General features: G+C 59.8%; 17 protein-coding genes. 3 read left to right on the plus strand and 14 right to left on the minus strand.

What is annotated here, in order from left to right; all coding sequences use genetic code 11:
- Positions 1-41: 41 nt before the first annotated feature.
- The gene (locus IF199_RS21785) at positions 42-857 is read right to left on the minus strand and encodes an SDR family oxidoreductase (protein WP_192558679.1); all 816 of its coding nucleotides are present in this window, start codon (positions 855-857) and stop codon (positions 42-44) included.
- A gap of 256 nt (positions 858-1,113) precedes the next feature.
- Between IF199_RS21785 and IF199_RS21790 the strand changes: the two genes are divergently transcribed.
- Positions 1,114-1,272 (plus strand): DUF3309 family protein, encoded by a 159-nt coding sequence (locus tag IF199_RS21790; RefSeq protein ID WP_169432680.1) that lies wholly within the window; start codon positions 1,114-1,116, stop codon positions 1,270-1,272.
- Between the two features lie 59 nt (positions 1,273-1,331).
- On the opposite strand, the gene IF199_RS21795 is transcribed toward IF199_RS21790, so the two are convergent.
- From IF199_RS21795 to IF199_RS21840, 10 genes are all read right to left on the minus strand, one after another.
- A complete protein-coding gene (locus tag IF199_RS21795) occupies positions 1,332-3,425 on the minus strand; it encodes an LTA synthase family protein (RefSeq protein WP_102620503.1) in 2,094 nt (697 codons plus the stop codon).
- 314 nt (positions 3,426-3,739) lie between these two features.
- Positions 3,740-4,345: an START domain-containing protein gene (locus IF199_RS21800; RefSeq protein ID WP_085704686.1), complete on the minus strand. Its 606-nt coding sequence runs from the start codon at positions 4,343-4,345 to the stop codon at positions 3,740-3,742.
- A 41-nt stretch (positions 4,346-4,386) separates the two neighbouring features.
- Entirely contained in the window at positions 4,387-4,641 is a 255-nt protein-coding gene (locus IF199_RS21805; protein WP_102620504.1) for a YkgJ family cysteine cluster protein, read from the minus strand.
- Positions 4,642-4,807: 166 nt separating this feature from the next.
- On the minus strand, positions 4,808-5,284 hold the full coding sequence (locus tag IF199_RS21810) for a translation initiation factor 2 (RefSeq protein ID WP_096820993.1): 477 nt from the start codon (positions 5,282-5,284) through the stop codon (positions 4,808-4,810).
- Positions 5,285-5,362: 78 nt separating this feature from the next.
- Positions 5,363-6,802, minus strand: a complete 1,440-nt coding sequence (locus IF199_RS21815) for an aminotransferase-like domain-containing protein (protein ID WP_096820992.1) — start codon at positions 6,800-6,802, stop codon at positions 5,363-5,365.
- Positions 6,803-7,002: 200 nt separating this feature from the next.
- Positions 7,003-7,815 carry an OmpA family protein gene (locus IF199_RS21820; protein WP_192558680.1) on the minus strand — a complete coding sequence of 271 codons (813 nt, stop codon included), beginning with the start codon at positions 7,813-7,815 and terminating at the stop codon, positions 7,003-7,005.
- Complete coding sequence (locus IF199_RS21825; RefSeq protein WP_096820990.1) at positions 7,812-8,168, minus strand: DUF4398 domain-containing protein; 357 nt, start codon at positions 8,166-8,168, stop codon at positions 7,812-7,814. The genes IF199_RS21820 and IF199_RS21825 overlap by 4 nt, the downstream gene beginning before the upstream one ends.
- Positions 8,169-8,177: 9 nt before the next feature.
- A complete protein-coding gene (locus tag IF199_RS21830) occupies positions 8,178-9,014 on the minus strand; it encodes a substrate-binding periplasmic protein (protein WP_192558681.1) in 837 nt (278 codons plus the stop codon).
- 80 nt (positions 9,015-9,094) lie between these two features.
- Positions 9,095-10,024, minus strand: a complete 930-nt coding sequence (locus IF199_RS21835; protein WP_085710904.1) for an electron transfer flavoprotein subunit alpha/FixB family protein — start codon at positions 10,022-10,024, stop codon at positions 9,095-9,097.
- On the minus strand, positions 10,025-10,774 hold the full coding sequence (locus IF199_RS21840; protein WP_003226982.1) for an electron transfer flavoprotein subunit beta/FixA family protein: 750 nt from the start codon (positions 10,772-10,774) through the stop codon (positions 10,025-10,027).
- 525 nt (positions 10,775-11,299) lie between these two features.
- Between IF199_RS21840 and IF199_RS21845 the strand changes: the two genes are divergently transcribed.
- Positions 11,300-12,964 carry an electron transfer flavoprotein-ubiquinone oxidoreductase gene (locus IF199_RS21845; protein WP_096820988.1) on the plus strand — a complete coding sequence of 555 codons (1,665 nt, stop codon included), beginning with the start codon at positions 11,300-11,302 and terminating at the stop codon, positions 12,962-12,964.
- Between the two features lie 66 nt (positions 12,965-13,030).
- Here IF199_RS21845 and IF199_RS21850 read toward each other — a convergent pair whose 3' ends face one another.
- Entirely contained in the window at positions 13,031-13,921 is an 891-nt protein-coding gene (locus IF199_RS21850) for an AraC family transcriptional regulator (RefSeq protein WP_192558682.1), read from the minus strand.
- A gap of 191 nt (positions 13,922-14,112) precedes the next feature.
- Here IF199_RS21850 and IF199_RS21855 point away from each other — a divergent pair, with 191 nt between their 5' ends.
- On the plus strand, positions 14,113-15,165 hold the full coding sequence (locus tag IF199_RS21855) for an NAD(P)-dependent alcohol dehydrogenase (protein ID WP_096820986.1): 1,053 nt from the start codon (positions 14,113-14,115) through the stop codon (positions 15,163-15,165).
- Here IF199_RS21855 and IF199_RS21860 read toward each other — a convergent pair.
- Positions 15,162-15,965, minus strand: coding sequence for an IclR family transcriptional regulator (locus IF199_RS21860; protein WP_192558683.1), 804 nt, complete (start codon positions 15,963-15,965; stop codon positions 15,162-15,164). The genes IF199_RS21855 and IF199_RS21860 overlap by 4 nt on opposite strands.
- Before the next feature lie 60 nt (positions 15,966-16,025).
- The gene (locus tag IF199_RS21865; protein ID WP_192558684.1) at positions 16,026-17,336 is read right to left on the minus strand and encodes an MFS transporter; all 1,311 of its coding nucleotides are present in this window, start codon (positions 17,334-17,336) and stop codon (positions 16,026-16,028) included.
- Positions 17,337-17,413 lie beyond the last annotated feature (77 nt).

Below are 17,413 nucleotides of genomic sequence, written 5' to 3' on the forward strand. Positions count from 1 at the left end.
TGTGGCGGTCACCCTAACGACGGGGCTTTGGCGGCGCAAGTTCAGCCGTTGTTCTGTTTGGCCTTGGCGCGCATCTTTTCGGCCATCGCGGTCATTTCGTTGTAGAGCAACTGCGGGTTCTTCTGCTTGACCGCCCAGGCCATGCGGCCTTGTTCGTGGGGCAGGATCATGAACTCGCCGGCGGCGACCTGTTTGTAGATGTAGTCGGCAATATCGGTGGCAGTGATCGGCGAACTTTCCAGCAACTTGCCGACCTGCGCTTTCATCGCCGGCGTCGGGCCACGGAAGGAGTCCAGCAGATTGGTCTGGAAGAACGACGGGCACACCACGTGGACACCGACTTCCTGTTGGGCCAGTTCGATCAGCAGGCTTTCAGACAACGCCACCACACCGGCCTTGGCCACGTTGTAGTTGCTCATCGCCGGGCCTTGCATCAGTGCCGCCATCGAGGCGATGTTGATGATCTTGCCTTTGCTTTGCTCCAGCAGCGGCAGGAACGCCTTGCAACCCTTGACCACGCCCATCAGGTTGATCGCGATCTGCCAGTCCCAGTCCTCCAGCGACAACTCGCTGAAGAACCCACCCGAGGCCACGCCCGCGTTGTTGACGATGATGTCGATGCCGCCGAATTTCACTTCACAGGCCTGGGCGAACGCGGTGAGCTGGCTGTAATCGCGCACGTCGCAACGCTGGATGAAGCCGTCGCCGCCAGCCTCGCGGACGAGTTTGAGGGTTTCCTGCAGGCCGGGCTCGCTGACGTCCGACAAGGCCAGCTGCCAGCCTTCACGCGCCCAGCGCAGCGCGATTTCGCGACCCAGGCCGGAGCCCGCGCCAGTGATCATCATGCGATTTTGCATAGCAAACAGCCTTGTTGTTCCGGGGAAGATGCGCGGAGTGTAGCGAAGGATCCGGAGCGACCCACGCTCCATCAGATTGCTGAATGGCGGGAGCAAACCGTGGCATCAAACGAAATAAGACCGTGAACCAAATACACTGAAAAAACATTGAATTTTCTTTCACGCGCGCCAGTCGGAATTTGTAAGCCGACTGGATTTAGTTCAACTTCCAGCCGCCCTTGAACACCAAGACTTCCCAGACACTATCAACAAGGAAATCGACATGGGCACAATTCTTATCATTATCCTGATCCTGTTGCTGATCGGTGGTCTGCCGGTCTTCCCACACTCCAGAAGTTGGGGTTACGGTCCTTCGGGCATTATCGGTGTGGTGCTGGTTGTACTGTTGGTGCTGCTGTTGCTCGGCCGCATATGACGTTTTGACCGACAAAAAAAGAGGCCCTGAAAAGGGCCTCTTTTTATTGCGCCAGATGATCAGTCCGGCTTGCCGTTAATCACACCGGCGGTGTTGTCGAGCAGGCTCTTGGTGGCCGTCTGCAGGAACGCTTCGAGTTTGAGTTTCAACTCGGCGGTGCGCGGTGCGTCCGGAATGATTTCGGCGGAAGGATTCGCACCCAGTTGGTACTGGTAGATCTTCGGCGCCATTTCCTTCTCTTTCGGCAGTACCAGGATCTGGTCAGCGGTGACGATGGCGGTGGTCTGCTCGCTGCCCGACGGCTTGATCACACCGAAACCGGTGTCGCCTGCGGGCAGGTTGAGCAGGTCACGGCCCCAGCACTGATGACGCACTTCGCCACCCAGGCGACCCATGATGGTCGGCACGATGTCGATCTGCGTACCCACGGTGTGGTCACGAGTACCGAATTTCTCCTGGATGCCCGGTGCGATCATCAGCATCGGCACGTTGAAGCGGCCCAGGTCCATTTCGGTGATCTGACGCTCGTTGCCAAAGCCATGGTCGCCGACGATGACAAACAGGGTTTCCTTGAAGTAAGGCTCCTTGCGGGCCTTTTCAAAGAACTGGCCCAGTGCCCAGTCCGCATAACGCATGGCGGTCAGGTGCTCGTTGAGCGTGCCACGATCCGTCACGCGCTCGACCGGCAATGGCGTCGGCAAGGCGTAAGGCGTGTGGTTGGACAGGGTCTGCAGCAGCGCGTAGAACGGCTTGCCGTTTTCACGTGCCTTGAGCTCCACCAGACCACGGTCGAACATGTCCTGGTCGGACACGCCCCAGGTCGGATCGGAGAACACCGGGTTGACGAAGTCATTGCGGCCAACGAAGTTGGTCATGCCCTGGTTGCTGAAGAAACCGGACTGGTTGTCCCAGGCGAAGTCGCCGTTGTAGACATAGACGTCGTCATACTTGCGCGCGCTGAGCAGCTGCGGCAGGCCGGACAGTTTGTGGCTGCCTTCCGGGGTCTGCATCAGGTATTCGAAACCCGGCAGGTTCGGGAAGCAGGCCATGGTGGCGAACATACCCTGGTGGGTGTGGGTGCCGTTGGAGAAGAAACGGTCGAACAGCAGGCCTTCCTTCGACAGTTTGTCGAGGTACGGCGTGATATTGCCCGGTGCACCAAGAGCGCCCACCGAGTGACCGGCCATGCTTTCCATGAGGATCACGACAACGTTCTTGATCGGCAGGGTCTTGTCGGCTGGCGGCGTGTAGTCACGACGCACGGCGGCGATGTCGGCATCGACCAGTTTGTCGTCCGGCATGACCAGCATCTCGCGCACGACTTTCTGCGCCTGATCCTGCGGGAGCGTGGCTTTCCAGATGTTGTTGCGGTCTTCGCCCATGCGGTCCTTGGCGGCCGCGATCAGCGACAGGGTGCCATTGAGGCCGAGCTGGTTGGCGAAGTTCGATTCGGTGGTGTACACGTCACCCCAACGCAGCGGCGGGCCTTGACGCAGGGTGCCACGCACGGCGACCACACAGATCAGCAGGCACACCACGAACACCGCCAGACGCGCATACCATGGCGCTACCTGACGAGTGCCGACGTTGCCGCCACTGAACGGGCCACGCGGACGGGTCAGACGGTCGGCGCCCTTGAACGCCAGCGTCAGGATCACAGTGCCCACGGCCCAGGCCAGCAGGTAGCGCACCACCGGGAAACCGTACCAGAGCATGCTCATCACGGTTTTCGGGTCTTCCTTCACGTACTGGAACACCAGGCCGTTGAGGCGCTGGTGGAACTCGCGGTAGAAGTCCATTTCCATCAGGCCGAGGAACAGCGCGATGCTGGAGGTCACCGTCAGCCATAGACGGAAGAACCCGCGTGCGGCCATCGCCCGGGCACTGAACAGCGCCAGCACCATCGGAACGCAGAGGTAGACCACCAGGCGCAGGTCGAAACGCAGGCCGTTGGCGAAGGCTTCGAGGAACGTCGAAGCCGGGGTGTCGAGGATCATCTCGCGGTTGTAGACCAGCAGCGCGAGGCGCAGCACGGAAAACATCACCATCATGACCAGTGCGCACAAAAGCGTGTAGGCCAGATGCGATTTGACGGTCGGTTGCAGCAGGCGACTGGAAGATCGCTGCTGATTCAGGGCGTCCGGGTTTGCCATGTCGTTTTAGGACCCATTGGAAGTTGAAGTTGCAAAAATACAGCTGCGCCCTGCCCTCTGTTGGCCATTCCAGGCCCCGGGGCTTGCGCGGTGCGCAAATGTTGCACGATCACCGGCGGCATTGCCATTGATTACTGCCCCGCTGCCGGACTCTTTCATTAAAGGCACGGCATACCCGGACAGCTGCAAACAGCGCGGGCGAATTGTCTTGAAGACTTTGTGAAAATTTCGTTCAACGCATATCCGGAAACACAATAAACCTACAAAACAAAACGCCCCGAGTTCTTCGGGGCGTTTGCAGAGGAACGCGATACTTACTTCTCGGCGCGCTCTTTCAGGGCTTTCAAGGTATTGAACGGTGCGTCGACCACAAACTTGTTGGCAATCATCGACGGCACGCTGCCACCTGGCTCGGTGTGGACCTGATAGGTCACTTCGACCTGATCGCCTTTTGGCACGAACTTCCAGAAGCCTTTGACCTGAGCTACGCGGACAAAGCCTTTTTCTTCCGGCAGGTACTTCGGCAGGCCTTCGAGGTTGCGGGTCAGGCTGCCATCGGCGCCTTCAACGGTGGTGACGTGCAGGATCGAGTCGCGCGGGGTCACTGGCCACGGCGTGTTGAACTGGGTGTAGGTCCAGCTCTGGTCGCCTTCGTGCTTGAGCAGTTTCTGGGTCTTGCACTCGTGAATCCAGGCACAGGCACCGGAGACGTCTTCCTGCAATGCGCGCAGTTTGGCGACGGTGGTCTTCATCAAGGTCACGCCCTGATAAGACTTGTAGTCCGAACCCGGCACTTCGCTCAGGGAGACCTTGATGCCATCTTCGTTCTTGGCCACTTTCCAGTCTTCAGCCTGGGCAGCCGAAGTGGCCAGCACGGCAGTCAAACCACACAACACAGCGATACGATGCAGCGAACCCATAGTCTTATTCCTTATTGTTGAAGTTCCGTTCGTTTGACACATCACGCCGCCGTCATCTGCTCCCACCAGCCGAGCAGTCTGATCGCGTCTTCCTGACTGCTTCCGCAGACTTCGACATCGGCCTTGAACCCTGAACAGACCGCTGGACGTTCCGGTTGGCCGAAAATGCTGCACAGGTTTTCGACCGAGAGCTGAACGCAACGTTCGCCGGCAGGTTTGCCATCGGGCATGCCCGGAATCGGCGAGCTGATGGAAGGGGCAATGCAACAGGCGCCACAACCTTCACGGCAGTTCATGACGACGAGTTCCTCGCGACGGGCAATGTGTTAAAGGGACGCGGAACAGGGTAACCGCTAAAACGGCTGTTTTAAATTCCCTGAACCGGGGTTTTTACGCAGAAACGAAAGTGACTGACCAGTCTCCGACAAAGCGTCTGGTCTGCGGGTCACGGATCGATTGAATTTACTGCTTGAATTCGAAATCCAGCGCAGCGCCTTCGACTTCGCGGCGCTCTTCATTGCGCAGCTGCAACTGCATTTCGTTGCTCAGCAAACGACCGTTGAGCTGGAAGCCGCTGTTCTTCTCGCCAAACATCTGCGGCAGGATCGCTTCGCGCTTGGGCAGCGGCACGGTGCCAACCGGTTTCAACTGCTGAACCATGTCCTTGGGCAGGCTCAAGTCGAGTCTGGCCGGGGGTAATGGCGTCTTGGCCACTTCACTGGCGGATTTCGACTTGGAAGCGATCGGTGCACGTTTCTTGGCGGGAGCGGCTTTCTGCTGCTTTTCTTTAGCAGGAGCGGCTTTCTTGCTGGCAACCGGCTTTTTCACCGTGGACGCTGCTGTCGGTTTTTCCGAAACGGCAGCGGCCATGACAGCTGGCGCGTGACCGATCATCAACAGACAAAGCAAAACCCAGGCAGCAGGAAAAATCGCTTTCATGGAACCTACAACGCTAACGGCAGAGGGCCATATGCTCGCTTGTTGAACGCCACATGACAAGCGCGCCGCGCGGTCTGTTCAGAAACCGCCGGCCATTTCCTGACACAGTTGAGTCGCCAGCAGACCAAGCGTCATCAGCGCCCGTTCCGCTTCGCGATTCCACGGCGTGCCGCAGTTCAGCCGGATACAGTGGTTGAACTGCTCGGTATTACTGAAAATCAGCCCCGGCGCGATACTGATGCCCTGCTGTAATGCGCGGACATGCAATTCCTGCGTGTTGACCCGCCCCGGCAGGCTCACCCACAGGATGAAACCGCCCGTGGGCCGGGTCATTTGTGTGCCTTCGGGGAAGTACTGCTGCACCGCCAGCTGGAATGCGCTGAGGTTTTTTCGGTATTCCTGGCGGATGTACCGCAAATGCCGGTCATAACCGCCATTTTCCAGATAAGCGGCGATCGCCATTTGCGTGACGCTGCAAGCCGAATGCGTGGTGAAGGTCTGCAGACGCTGGATTTCCTGTTGATACTTGCCGGCAATCATCCAGCCGACGCGCACACCGGGTGACAAGGTCTTGGAAAAACTCGAACAGTAAATGACCCGATCCAGCCGGTCGTAGGCCTTGAGCGCCTTGGTGCGACCTTGCTCGAACATCAATTCGCCATAGATGTCGTCTTCGACGATCTGGATATCGAAGTCCGAGGCCAGGCGCAGCAATTGTTTTTGCCGCTCTTCGGGCATGGTGCCACCCAGCGGGTTACTCAGCCGGGTCGTCAGCACCAGCGCTTTGATCGACCATTGGTTGGCCGCCAGTTGCAGGGCTTCCAGACTCATGCCGGTGGCCGGGTCGCTGGGAATTTCGATGACTTTCAGGCCCAGCAGGTCGGCCAGTTGCAGCAATCCGTAATAGGTCGGTGATTCGGCGGCGATCAGATCGCCCGGGCGCGTCAGCACCCGCAACGACATCTGCAGTGCATCGACACAACCGTGGGTGATCACCACTTCCGACGGGTCGACCACCACACCGGCGTCGCGCATGCGGATCGCCACTTGTCGGCGCAACGGCTCGAAACCGGGGCTGAACATGTAGCTGAAGGCGCGCGGGCTATGGAATCGGGTGACCTTGGCTAATTGCTGATGCAGTGCGCGCACCGGCAAATAATCAACACTGGGCACCGCTGCACCCAGCGGGAACACGCCTTCGCGGCGCGACTCGACCAACACTTGCTGAATGATGCTCGCGCGGGTGACCAGGCCAGGTCGTTCGACCCGGGCAATGTCCGGGGTCGGTGCGGTCAGTGCCGGGGTCTGGTGCACGTAGTAGCCAGACTGCGGCCGTGCACGGATCAGCCCCTGATCCTCGAGGTTGGCGTAAGCCTGCAACACCGTGGCATGGCTGACGTTGAGCTGCGAACTCATCTTGCGCACCGAGGGCACGCGCTCGCCCGGCTGATAGACGCCGCGGCGGATGTCTTCGGCCAGTTGTTGAGCAATACGTTGGTAGAGCAAGAGATTGGTCATGACGCAGCACTCGATATCACGGGCGTTTTATTTTTGTGTGAACAATACCGGAACAGTCTGGAAGTGTACTGGGACAGTTGCCATATTAGTCAACCATACAGTGCAGTGTCGGATAAATCTGTACTGCTTTGTGAGGTAATCGACAGACGTAAAAAAGCCCGGCGCTGCATGACAGGCCGGGCTTTCCAGTAACGCCACCCTCAGCGGGCGGCGCCGAGCTGGCCTTTTTCGTCGGAGAACACGATTTCCACGCGACGGTTCTGCGCACGCCCACGCTCGGAAGCGTTGGCGTCCACCGGGTATTCGTCGCCGTAGCCTTCGACCTGAATGCGTTTTTCGTCGATACCCAGGTCCGTCAGCACATCGGCAACCGACTGTGCGCGGTCGCGGGACAGTTTGAGGTTGTCCTGCTTGCCGCCGGTGCTGTCGGTGTAACCCTCGATACGCACCACGCGTTTCGGATTGAGTTGCAGGAACTGCACAATCTTCAAGACCACGCGATTCGCCGAATTCTTCAGCTCGGCTTCGCCGGTGTCGAACAGCACGTCACCCAGGGTCATCACCAGACCACGGTCGGTCTGGGTGGTGGCGAGAGCAACGATCTGCTCTTCCAGCCATTTGCCCTGCTGCTGCACGCTCAACAGTTTGGACTCGCGCAGTGCCAGTTGCAGGCGTTGGCGCTCCAGCTCCAGCTTCGCCGCGCGCTCTTCGTTGAGCACCAGGTTGGTGTGCTCGCGAGCGATCTGGCTGTAACGCTGGCTCAGATAGGAGTAATGCGCCACGTCCGAGCCACTTCCCCAGTAAGTGGAGAGACGATCGGCGCGGGCCAGGGATTCACCGGCACGAATCACGTCTTTCGGCGCGATACGCAGCACATTGGAATCTTCCTTGACCTTCTGGAAGTCAGCGCTGGCTTCCTGCAAGGCGGTTTCGCTGTGTTGGCCGGCGCAGCCATAAAGGCTGGCGCAACCCACGAGGATCAGAGTGCCGAAGGCTTTTGAAGTCAGGCTCATTGGGCATCCCCCAGTTGCTTGCGCAGACGGACGATGCGGGTATTGAGCACGTTCAGTTGCTCTTCGCTCTTCTGGGTCAGCACCTTGGCTTCGGCCAGGCGTGCATCCAGTTCGGCCTGTTCGGCGCGCATCCGCGCGTTCTTGAAGGATTCACCGGCCATGCTGCCTTTGGCCCGGTTGAACTTGTCTTCTGCCAGTTTCATTTCCGGCACTTCGTCGGCGGTGGCGCCGACGGCCTTGGCCTGCTCCAGCGCCTGTTCGGTCAGGCGCATTTGTTCATTGGGTGCCGGATCGCTGGCGCAACCGGCCAGGGCCAGAACGGCCAGGGCCGTGAAAAGAACTCGATTACTCACTAAGAATCCCTACTGTTTTGGGGCGCTGACAGGTGGTTGCGGCGGCTGTTGCTGCTGCGCCTTCCAGCGCTCGATGTTGCGTTGCAGCGCGGCTTCCGTCAGGCCGGACGCGGGCAATTCTGTCATCTTTTTGGCCAGCTGTCCGCGCAACCACGGATCGTTGCAAGCCGAGTTGTGGGAAAGCGCGAGGAACAGACCCGGCCGGTCAATCGGTTGCTCGAAGGCCAGCAGATCATTGGCCATGCCCAGGGCCTGCGCGGCCGCCATCCCCGAGTAACGGCCGGCGAGTACATATTCCACTTCGCCCAGCAGCAGTTTCTGCAGGGCCTGAGTGAGGTTTGCCGTACGGGTCAGGGTCAAATGCTGCTCGGCAAAAGTGCCAAATGCCTGGGTCATTCGAGACTTTTCCGACAATCCTCCTTGATGGCCCTGGAGATCCTTCGCTTCGCTGTAGACCAGGGTCGAGCCTTTGCGGGTCCACACCAGATAGTCGTTTTCCAGCAGCGGCGGATGGATGTAGTCGAGGTTTTCCAGCTCGTTGAAGGTCATCGGCGCGTCGGCCAGCATGTCCATGCGCCCGCTGCGCACTTCGTCGAGGGCCTGTGAGCGTTTACCGGCATAAAGCAATTCGACCTTGATGCCCAGATCCTTCGCCACTTGCTGCAACAGGTCGGCACTGGCACCGATCAACTGTTTGGGATTCTGCGGATCCTGCCAGAGATACGGCGGTGCATCCGGGCTGCCGGTGACGACCAGTCGCTCGCATTTGCCCGCTGCCATGGACAACCCCGGCAACAGGCTGGAACACAGCAATAACGAGAAGCCCAACCGGCGATGCAGATCCATGGCGAAACGCTCCCACTCAAATCCGAGACAAAAAAAAGCCCGACCAATAGGCCGGGCTCTTTATAAGTGAAGCCGCCGGATTAGACCAGCTTCTCCAGCTCAGGTACGGCTTCGAACAGATCCGCCACCAGGCCGTAATCGGCCACCTGGAAGATCGGCGCTTCTTCGTCCTTGTTGATCGCAACGATCACTTTGGAGTCTTTCATGCCGGCCAGGTGCTGGATCGCGCCGGAGATACCGACGGCGATGTACAGCTGAGGCGCAACGATCTTGCCGGTCTGACCGACCTGCATGTCGTTCGGTACGAAACCTGCGTCGACCGCGGCGCGGGAAGCACCCACGGCAGCGCCCAGCTTGTCGGCCAGCGCGTACAGGTGTTTGAAGTTGTCGCCGTTCTGCATGCCGCGGCCGCCGGAAACGACGATCTTGGCAGCGGTCAGCTCAGGACGATCAGATTTCGCAAGCTCTTCACTGACGAAGCTGGAAGTACCGGCGTTGTGAGCAGCGGCAACCGCTTCAACGGCAGCCGAACCACCTTCAGCAGCAACCGGGTCGAAACCGGTGGCACGCACGGTGATCACTTTGATCGCAGCGGTCGATTGCACGGTAGCGATGGCGTTACCGGCGTAGATCGGACGCTTGAAGGTGTCAGCGCTTTCTACCGAGATGATCTCGGAGATCTGGTCAACGTCCAACTGGGCGGCAACGCGCGGCAGGATGTTTTTACCGTTGGAGGTGGCGGCAGCCAGGATGTGGCTGTAGCCCTTGCCCAGTTCGGCGACCAGCGGAGCAACGTTTTCCGGCAGCTGATGCGCGTAGGCAGCATTGTCAGCGTTCAGGACTTTGCTCACGCCTGCGATTTTCGCGGCGGCTTCAGCCACGGCGCCAGCGCCCTGGCCTGCGACCAGAACGTGGATGTCGCCACCGATTTTGGCAGCGGCAGCAACGGTGTTCAGAGTGGCCGGGGCCAGCACTTTGTTGTCGTGTTCAGCAATAACCAAGATAGTCATTTAGATTACCTTCGCTTCGTTTTTCAGTTTCTCGACCAGTTCAGCCACCGACTTGACCTTGATGCCCGCGCTGCGTGCAGCCGGCGCTTCGACTTTCAGGGTCTTGTTGGTGGAGGCGGTGGAAACGCCCAAAGCGTCCGGAGTCAGCACTTCGAGAGGCTTCTTCTTGGCTTTCATGATGTTTGGCAGGGACGCGTAGCGCGGCTCGTTCAAACGCAGGTCGGTGGTGACGATCGCTGGCAGTTTCAGGGAAACGGTCTGCGCGCCGCCGTCGATTTCGCGGGTCACGGCAACGCTGTCGCCGGAAACTTCGACTTTCGAGGCAAAAGTGCCCTGACCGTAGCCGCTCAGTGCTGCGAGCATCTGGCCGGTCTGGTTGTTGTCGCTGTCGATGGCCTGTTTGCCCAGGATCACCAGCTGAGGCTGTTCCTTGTCGACCACGGCCTTGAGCAGCTTGGCCACGGCCAGGGAGGTCAGGTCTTCAGCGGATTCGACGAGGATGGCGCGGTCGGCACCCAGAGCCAGTGCGGTACGCAGCTGTTCCTGAGCGGTGGACGGGCCGATGGAGACGACGACGATTTCAGTCGCAACGCCTTTCTCTTTCAGGCGTACGGCTTCTTCCACTGCGATTTCGCAGAATGGGTTCATCGACATCTTGACGTTGGCGAGGTCTACGCCGGAATTGTCCGCCTTGACGCGAACCTTGACGTTGTAATCCACAACGCGTTTGACAGCTACAAGAACCTTCATGGATTCCTCGTTACTCTCCGGTGAAAAGAAAGTCGCCTAGGCGAACCTGGCGGTTGATGCTCATCGGGCACAAGGGCACCTCTAAAAACGCCGGCTGAGCGGGATGACCGTTCGTCAGTCGTGACCAACGAGTCATGCCGCTTCGCGGTGTGTAAACTGCGCGCCGAACCTGCGCTGCGCATCACCGGTTACCGCCTACGCCCAGTCTTTAGAGGTGCTCTTGAAACCACCATTCAGCCTACGGCGAGCGCAAAACCGCCCGTATCTTGACCGGAACGCCCATTCTGGTCAATACGCCAAAATGCCCTGTCATAAGCCGCGCTTCTTTGATTTCTCTGGGCTGGAGCCGATTCAAACAAACGTTTGTATTGGACGCTAAGAGTGGTGTAGATATAATGCGCCGCCTAGAGAGAAAGGTGGTTTGCCCATTATTAGCCTTGACGTTAACGTAAAGGCAATAACGGATACGACACCGAACCTCCAAATTAGAAAAAAAACTGTTGAGCCTTGAGTAGGAGATAGCCTGTGGAACGCGAATACATGGAATTCGACGTGGTCATCGTCGGTGCCGGCCCCGCTGGCCTGTCCGCCGCCTGCCGTCTGAAGCAGAAGGCCGCCGAAGCCGGTAAGGAAATCAGCGTCTGCGTGGTCGAAAAAGGCTCCGAAGTCGGCGCACACATCCTTTCCGGTGCCGTATTCGAACCACGGGCCCTGAACGAACTGTTCCCTGACTGGAAAGAACTCGGCGCCCCGCTGAACACGCCAGTCACCCGCGATGACATTTTCGTGCTGAAAAACGCCGAAAGCGCGCAGAAAATCCCTGACTTCTTTGTGCCCAAGACCATGCACAACGAAGGCAACTACATTATTTCCCTCGGCAACCTGTGCCGCTGGCTCGCTCAGCAGGCCGAGAACCTGGGCGTGGAAATCTACCCGGGCTTCGCCGCTCAGGAAGCACTGATCGATGAAAACGGCATCGTGCGCGGGATCATCACCGGTGACCTCGGCGTCGACCGCGAAGGCCATCCGAAAGAAGGCCTGTACACCCCGGGCATGGAACTGCGTGGCAAATACACGCTGTTCGCCGAAGGTTGCCGTGGCCACATCGGCAAGCAACTGATCAAGCGCTACAACCTCGACAGCGATGCCGATGCCCAGCACTACGGCATCGGCTTGAAGGAAATCTGGGAAATCGACCCGGCCAAACACCAGCCAGGCCTGGTGGTGCACACCGCCGGTTGGCCGATGGACATCATGGGCACCGAGAACACCGGCGGCTCCTTCCTCTATCACCTGGAAAACAACCAGGTGGTGGTCGGCCTGATCGTCGATCTGTCCTACAGCAACACCTACCTGTCGCCGTTCGACGAATTCCAGCGCCTCAAGCATCACCCGGTGCTCAAGCAGTATCTGGAAGGCGGCAAGCGCATCAGCTACGGCGCCCGCGCCATCTGCAAGGGCGGCCTGAACTCGCTGCCGAAAATGGTCTTCAAGGGCGGCGCGCTGATCGGTTGCGACCTCGGTACCCTGAACTTCGCCAAGATCAAGGGCAGCCACACCGCGATGAAGTCCGGCATGCTCGCCGCTGAATCCGTGGCCGACGCACTGTTCGCTGACAAGGACGGCACCGAAGAGCTGACCACCTACGTCGACGCCTTCAAGAAGAGCTGGCTCTACGAAGAACTGTTCGCCAGCCGCAACTTCGGCCCGGCGATCCACAAGTTCGGCGCCATCGTCGGCGGCGGTTTCAACTGGCTGGATCAGAACATCTTCGGCGGCAAACTGCCGTTCACCCTGCACGACACCAAGCCGGACTACGCCTGCCTCAAGCTCGCGGCCGACTGCAAGAAGATCGACTACCCGAAACCCGACGGCAAGATCAGCTTCGACAAGCTGAGCTCGGTGTTCATCTCCGGTACCAACCATGAAGAAGAACAGCCGTGCCACCTGAAACTGACCGACCCGACCATCCCGTTGAGCCGCAACCTGCCGATGTACGACGAACCGGCGCAGCGTTACTGCCCGGCCGGCGTATATGAAGTGATCACCAAGGAAGACGGCGAGAAACGCTTCCAGATCAACGCCCAGAACTGCGTGCACTGCAAGACCTGTGACATCAAGGACCCTTCGCAGAACATCACCTGGGTGACGCCGGAAGGCGCCGGCGGCCCGACCTACCCGAACATGTAAGTCGACCCGCTGAACATCAAGGCTCCCTTTATGGGGGCCTTTTTGTTGCCCGCGATTTGCCGGGAATCAAGCCGCGCGCTCATCCCCCGGGCTGCGTTCGAAATAGCGTTTGTACTCGCGACTGAACTGCGACGTGCTCTGATACCCCACCCGATGCGCCACCTGCGCGACGCCCAGCCCCTCGGCGATCAACAACGTCTGCGCCTTCAACAAACGCAAACGCTTCAGATACTGCACCGGCGACAGCAACGTGCTGCGTTTGAAGTGTTCGTGAAAGGTCGAAACGCTCATGTTCGCGCAACTGGCCAATGTCTCGACGTTCAACAGTTCGGTGTAGTGCGAATGCAAATGGCTGATCGAAGCCGCCACCCGGGCAAACTGCCCCTGCTGCTCCACCAGCGCCCGCAATACATCAGCCTGTGGACCGCGCAACGCGACGAACAACAACTCCCGCACCCGCGCAGGCCCGAGAATCTGGCACTCCAGCGGATCGTGCAGACAGCGCAGCAAGCGTTCGACGCAGCCGCGCATGTCATCGTCGAGCACCACCGAGGTCATCGACTCAGGTGTCTGCGCCGGAATATGTCGCCCCGGCGCCAGCCCCATGGCCAGCACCAGCTCACCGAGCAACACCCGGTCGATCGCCACCGATACGCCGAGCAACGGCGCGTCCGGCAACGCATAGGTTTCGCACTCGAACGGCACCGGCAACGCCTGGATCAAGTAATGCCCGGCACCGTATTCCATGGTGCGCGGCCCCAGATACGCCAGTTTACTGCCCTGGGCGATGATCATCAGGCTCGGCTCATAAATGTGCGGACCACGGGCAACGTCACAACTGGCGCGCAATACCTGCACGCCCGGCAGCCCGGTCGGGCTGTAACCATCGCGCAGCGCCAGCGGTTCGATCAGCGAAACAAGCGTGGCGTTGGCATCAAGGTGACGGGTCAATTGCATCGAGTGGCTCTTCAGAAAAAATCACGGAAAAAGGGATAAAAGCATCATCGCAGATCCTTTTGCCAATGCGACCGATCAACCCCGCATGCCGGAGGATTAGGCATGACACCCGGAGGAATCGCCATGGCCGGACGACCGGACGGCGCCCAGAATGCGCCGCCTCACTTGTCACTGCTTTTGCGAGGTTTCACATGTACACCGCCATCGGCTATGCCGCTCAAACGGCCACCACCCCCCTCGCCCCGATGAAATTCGAACGCCGCAGCCCTCGGGCCGACGATGTCGCCATCGAGATTCTGTACTGCGGCGTCTGCCACTCCGACATCCACCAGGCGCGCAACGAATGGGGTATTGCCGTTTACCCGTTGATGCCCGGCCACGAGATCGTCGGAAAAGTCACCGCTGTCGGTGCGAACGTCACCAAACACAAAGTAGGAGATCTGGTCGGTGTCGGCTGCATGGTCGACTCTTGCCGCACCTGCGAAGCCTGCCAGTCGAACCTCGAGCAATATTGCCTCGAAGGCCCGACCATGACCTATGCCACACCCGACCGGGTCGATGGCAGCAACACCATGGGCGGCTATTCGGACAGCATCGTGGTCAGCGAACACTTCGTGGTGCGCATCCCCGAGAAGCTGGATCTGGCAGCGGCGGCTCCGATTCTCTGCGCCGGCATCACCACTTACTCGCCGCTCAAGCACTACGGCGTGAAGGCCGGCGACAAGGTCGGGATTCTCGGCATGGGCGGCCTTGGTCACATGGGCATCAAGTTCGCCAAGGCCATGGGCGCTGAAGTCACACTGTTCACCCGTTCGGCGAGCAAGGCCGAGGAAGGTCGTCGTCAGGGCGCCGATCATGTGATCGTCTCCACCGACGAAGAGCAAATGAAAGCCGCGGCCGGTCGCTTCGATTTCCTGCTCGACACCATTCCGGTGCAGCACGATCTCAACCCGTACCTCGACACTCTGCGCTTCGACGGCGTGCACATTCTGGTGGGTCTGATCGAACCGATCGACCCGCCGGTTCACGCCGCGAAGCTGGTACTGGGTCGTCGTGTATTGGCCGGCTCGTTGATCGGTGGCGTCGCCGAAACCCAGGAAGTGCTGGATTTCTGCGCCGAGCACAACATCACTTGCGACATCGAAATGCTCGACATCCGCCAGATCAACGAGGCCTACGCCCGCATGATCGCCGGTGATGTGAAGTACCGTTTCGTGATCGACATGGCGACCCTGAAGCTTTAAACCTTCAGGCCAAGCTCCGCCGAAAGCCGGGTTGTGACCCCTTTGATCAGGGGAATCAGCTCGGCCATTTTCTCCAGCGGCATATACGGCACGGTGCTGGCGATGCTGATCGCCGCGACGATGCGCTTGCTCGCGTCGCGGATCGGCGCCGCCACGCAACGGATCGACGGTTCGTTGTCTTCCAGATCGAACGCGTAGCCGCCGGCCACGTACTCGATCATCCGCTGCTCCAACTGCTCCCACGACTGCTGGGGATGCTGTGGCCAGAACTGATTTTTCCCACCTGCCGGCAGGCTGATGTCGTACAGACGCTGCCAATCCTGCGGCGCGTCATCCAGCATCAGCGCCTTGCCGATCCCGGTGCGCGCCAGCGGCATGCGATGGCCGACCCGCGAGCGCATTTCCGGGCCGTTGCGCCCCGGATTCTTCAGCAGGTAAAGCACCTCGTCGCCTTCGCGAATCCCCAGGTGAACGGTATCGCCAGTCAGTGCCGACAACTCGTCCAGATACGGTCCGGCCAGGGTCACCAGCGGCAACTCTTCGCGCGCCTGAAAACCGAGTTCGATCAGCTTCGGCCCCAGCAGATAACCGACTTGCGGCACGACGCGCAGGTAACGCTCGTCCACCAGGCAACTGGCCAGACGATGAGTGGTGCTGCGCGTGGTGCCGATCAGGCGGGCGATCTCTTTGAGATCGCGGGCGCCACTGGCGACGGCCTGCACCACACCCAACCCGCGAAGCAGAGTCTGGGTGCCGGTCGGCGCGGCGTCCTTGGCGGTTTTTGGGGCGTCTTCCTGCATATCCAGCCTTTAGCGTTGAGCGAGGGAACGGGCGGCATTATGGTCGCCCGACAGGGACGACTACAACTCGATGCGCTCGACCTTGCCCACCAGCAGCACGTAGGACAAAGCACCAATCAATGCCAGAACCGCGATGTAGGTGATCGCCGGAGCGAACGAATCGCCGCTGGCCAGAAAGCCGATGACAATCGGCGTGGCAATCGCCGACAGATTGCCGATGAAATTGAACACCCCGCCGGTCAAGCCCAGCAACCGTGCCGGCGCCAGTGTCGACACCAGCGACCAGGTGATCGACGCCAGCCCGTTGCCGAAAAACGCCAGGGCCAGGAAGGCAATCACCAGCGGCGTCGACTCGACGAAGTTGGCGCCGATGATCGAGGTGGAAATCAGCAGCCCGCCAATGATCGGCAACTTGCGCGCAAACCCGACGGTGCAGCCACGGCGGATCAGGAAGTCGGAAAAGAACCCGGAGCACAGCACGCCGATGAACGCAGCGAGAAACGGCAGCGACGCCAGCAGGCCGGACTTGATGAAGTCCATGCCGCGATATTTCACCAGATAGGTCGGGAACCATGTCAGGAAAAACCACAGCGTCGAGTTCAGGCAGAACTGGCCGAGGTAAATCCCCCACAGTTTGCGTTTGCTGAGGACGATGCCGAGATCGGTCCAGCTGAATTTCGCTTTCACTTTGGCGGTTTCGGCGGCGATGTCCACCAGCCCGCCGCCCTCACGGATCAGGTCGATTTCGCCTTCGTTGGCGCCTTTGAAATCCCGTGGTTCGCGATACACCGCATACCAGATCGCGGCCCAGACAATGCCCACCGCCCCCGTCACGACAAACACCATGTGCCAGCCAAACTCATGTTGCAGCCAGGCCAGTACCGGGGTCAGAAACGCCAGCCCGACAAACTGCCCGGAGGTGTAGAAACCGATCGCCGTGGCACGTTCGCGCTCGGGAAACCAGGTCGTCACCACGCGGCTGTTGATCGGATACGCCGGCGCTTCCAGCGCACCGACCGCCATGCGCAGCACGAACAGCGCGATGAAACTGGCGGCGAACCCGAGCATCACCGTGGCCAGCGACCACAACAGCAGCGCGACGCTGTACAGGATGCGCGGTGGCACCCGATCCACCAGCCAGCCGCCGGGAATCTGCATGGCGGCGTAGGTCCAGCCGAACGCGGAGAAGATCAGTCCGACATGCACCGGGTCGATGCCCAGCTCGGTGGTGAGCGCCGGGGCGGCAATCGACAGATTGCTGCGGTCGAGGTAGTTGATGACCACGGTGATGAACAGCAACACCATGATAAAAAAACGCTTGCGGCTGGGCGTGACTAACGTCGCTTGCCCGGTGAGGGTTTGCGGTTGCATGGGGAGAACCTCTTCTTATGTTTATTGAGGTTGGCCTGAGGCCTTGAGTCGTTCCCGCGCTCGGCACGGGAACGATC

This window comes from Pseudomonas allokribbensis (assembly GCF_014863605.1).
Taxonomy (GTDB): Bacteria; Pseudomonadota; Gammaproteobacteria; order Pseudomonadales; family Pseudomonadaceae; genus Aquipseudomonas; species Aquipseudomonas allokribbensis.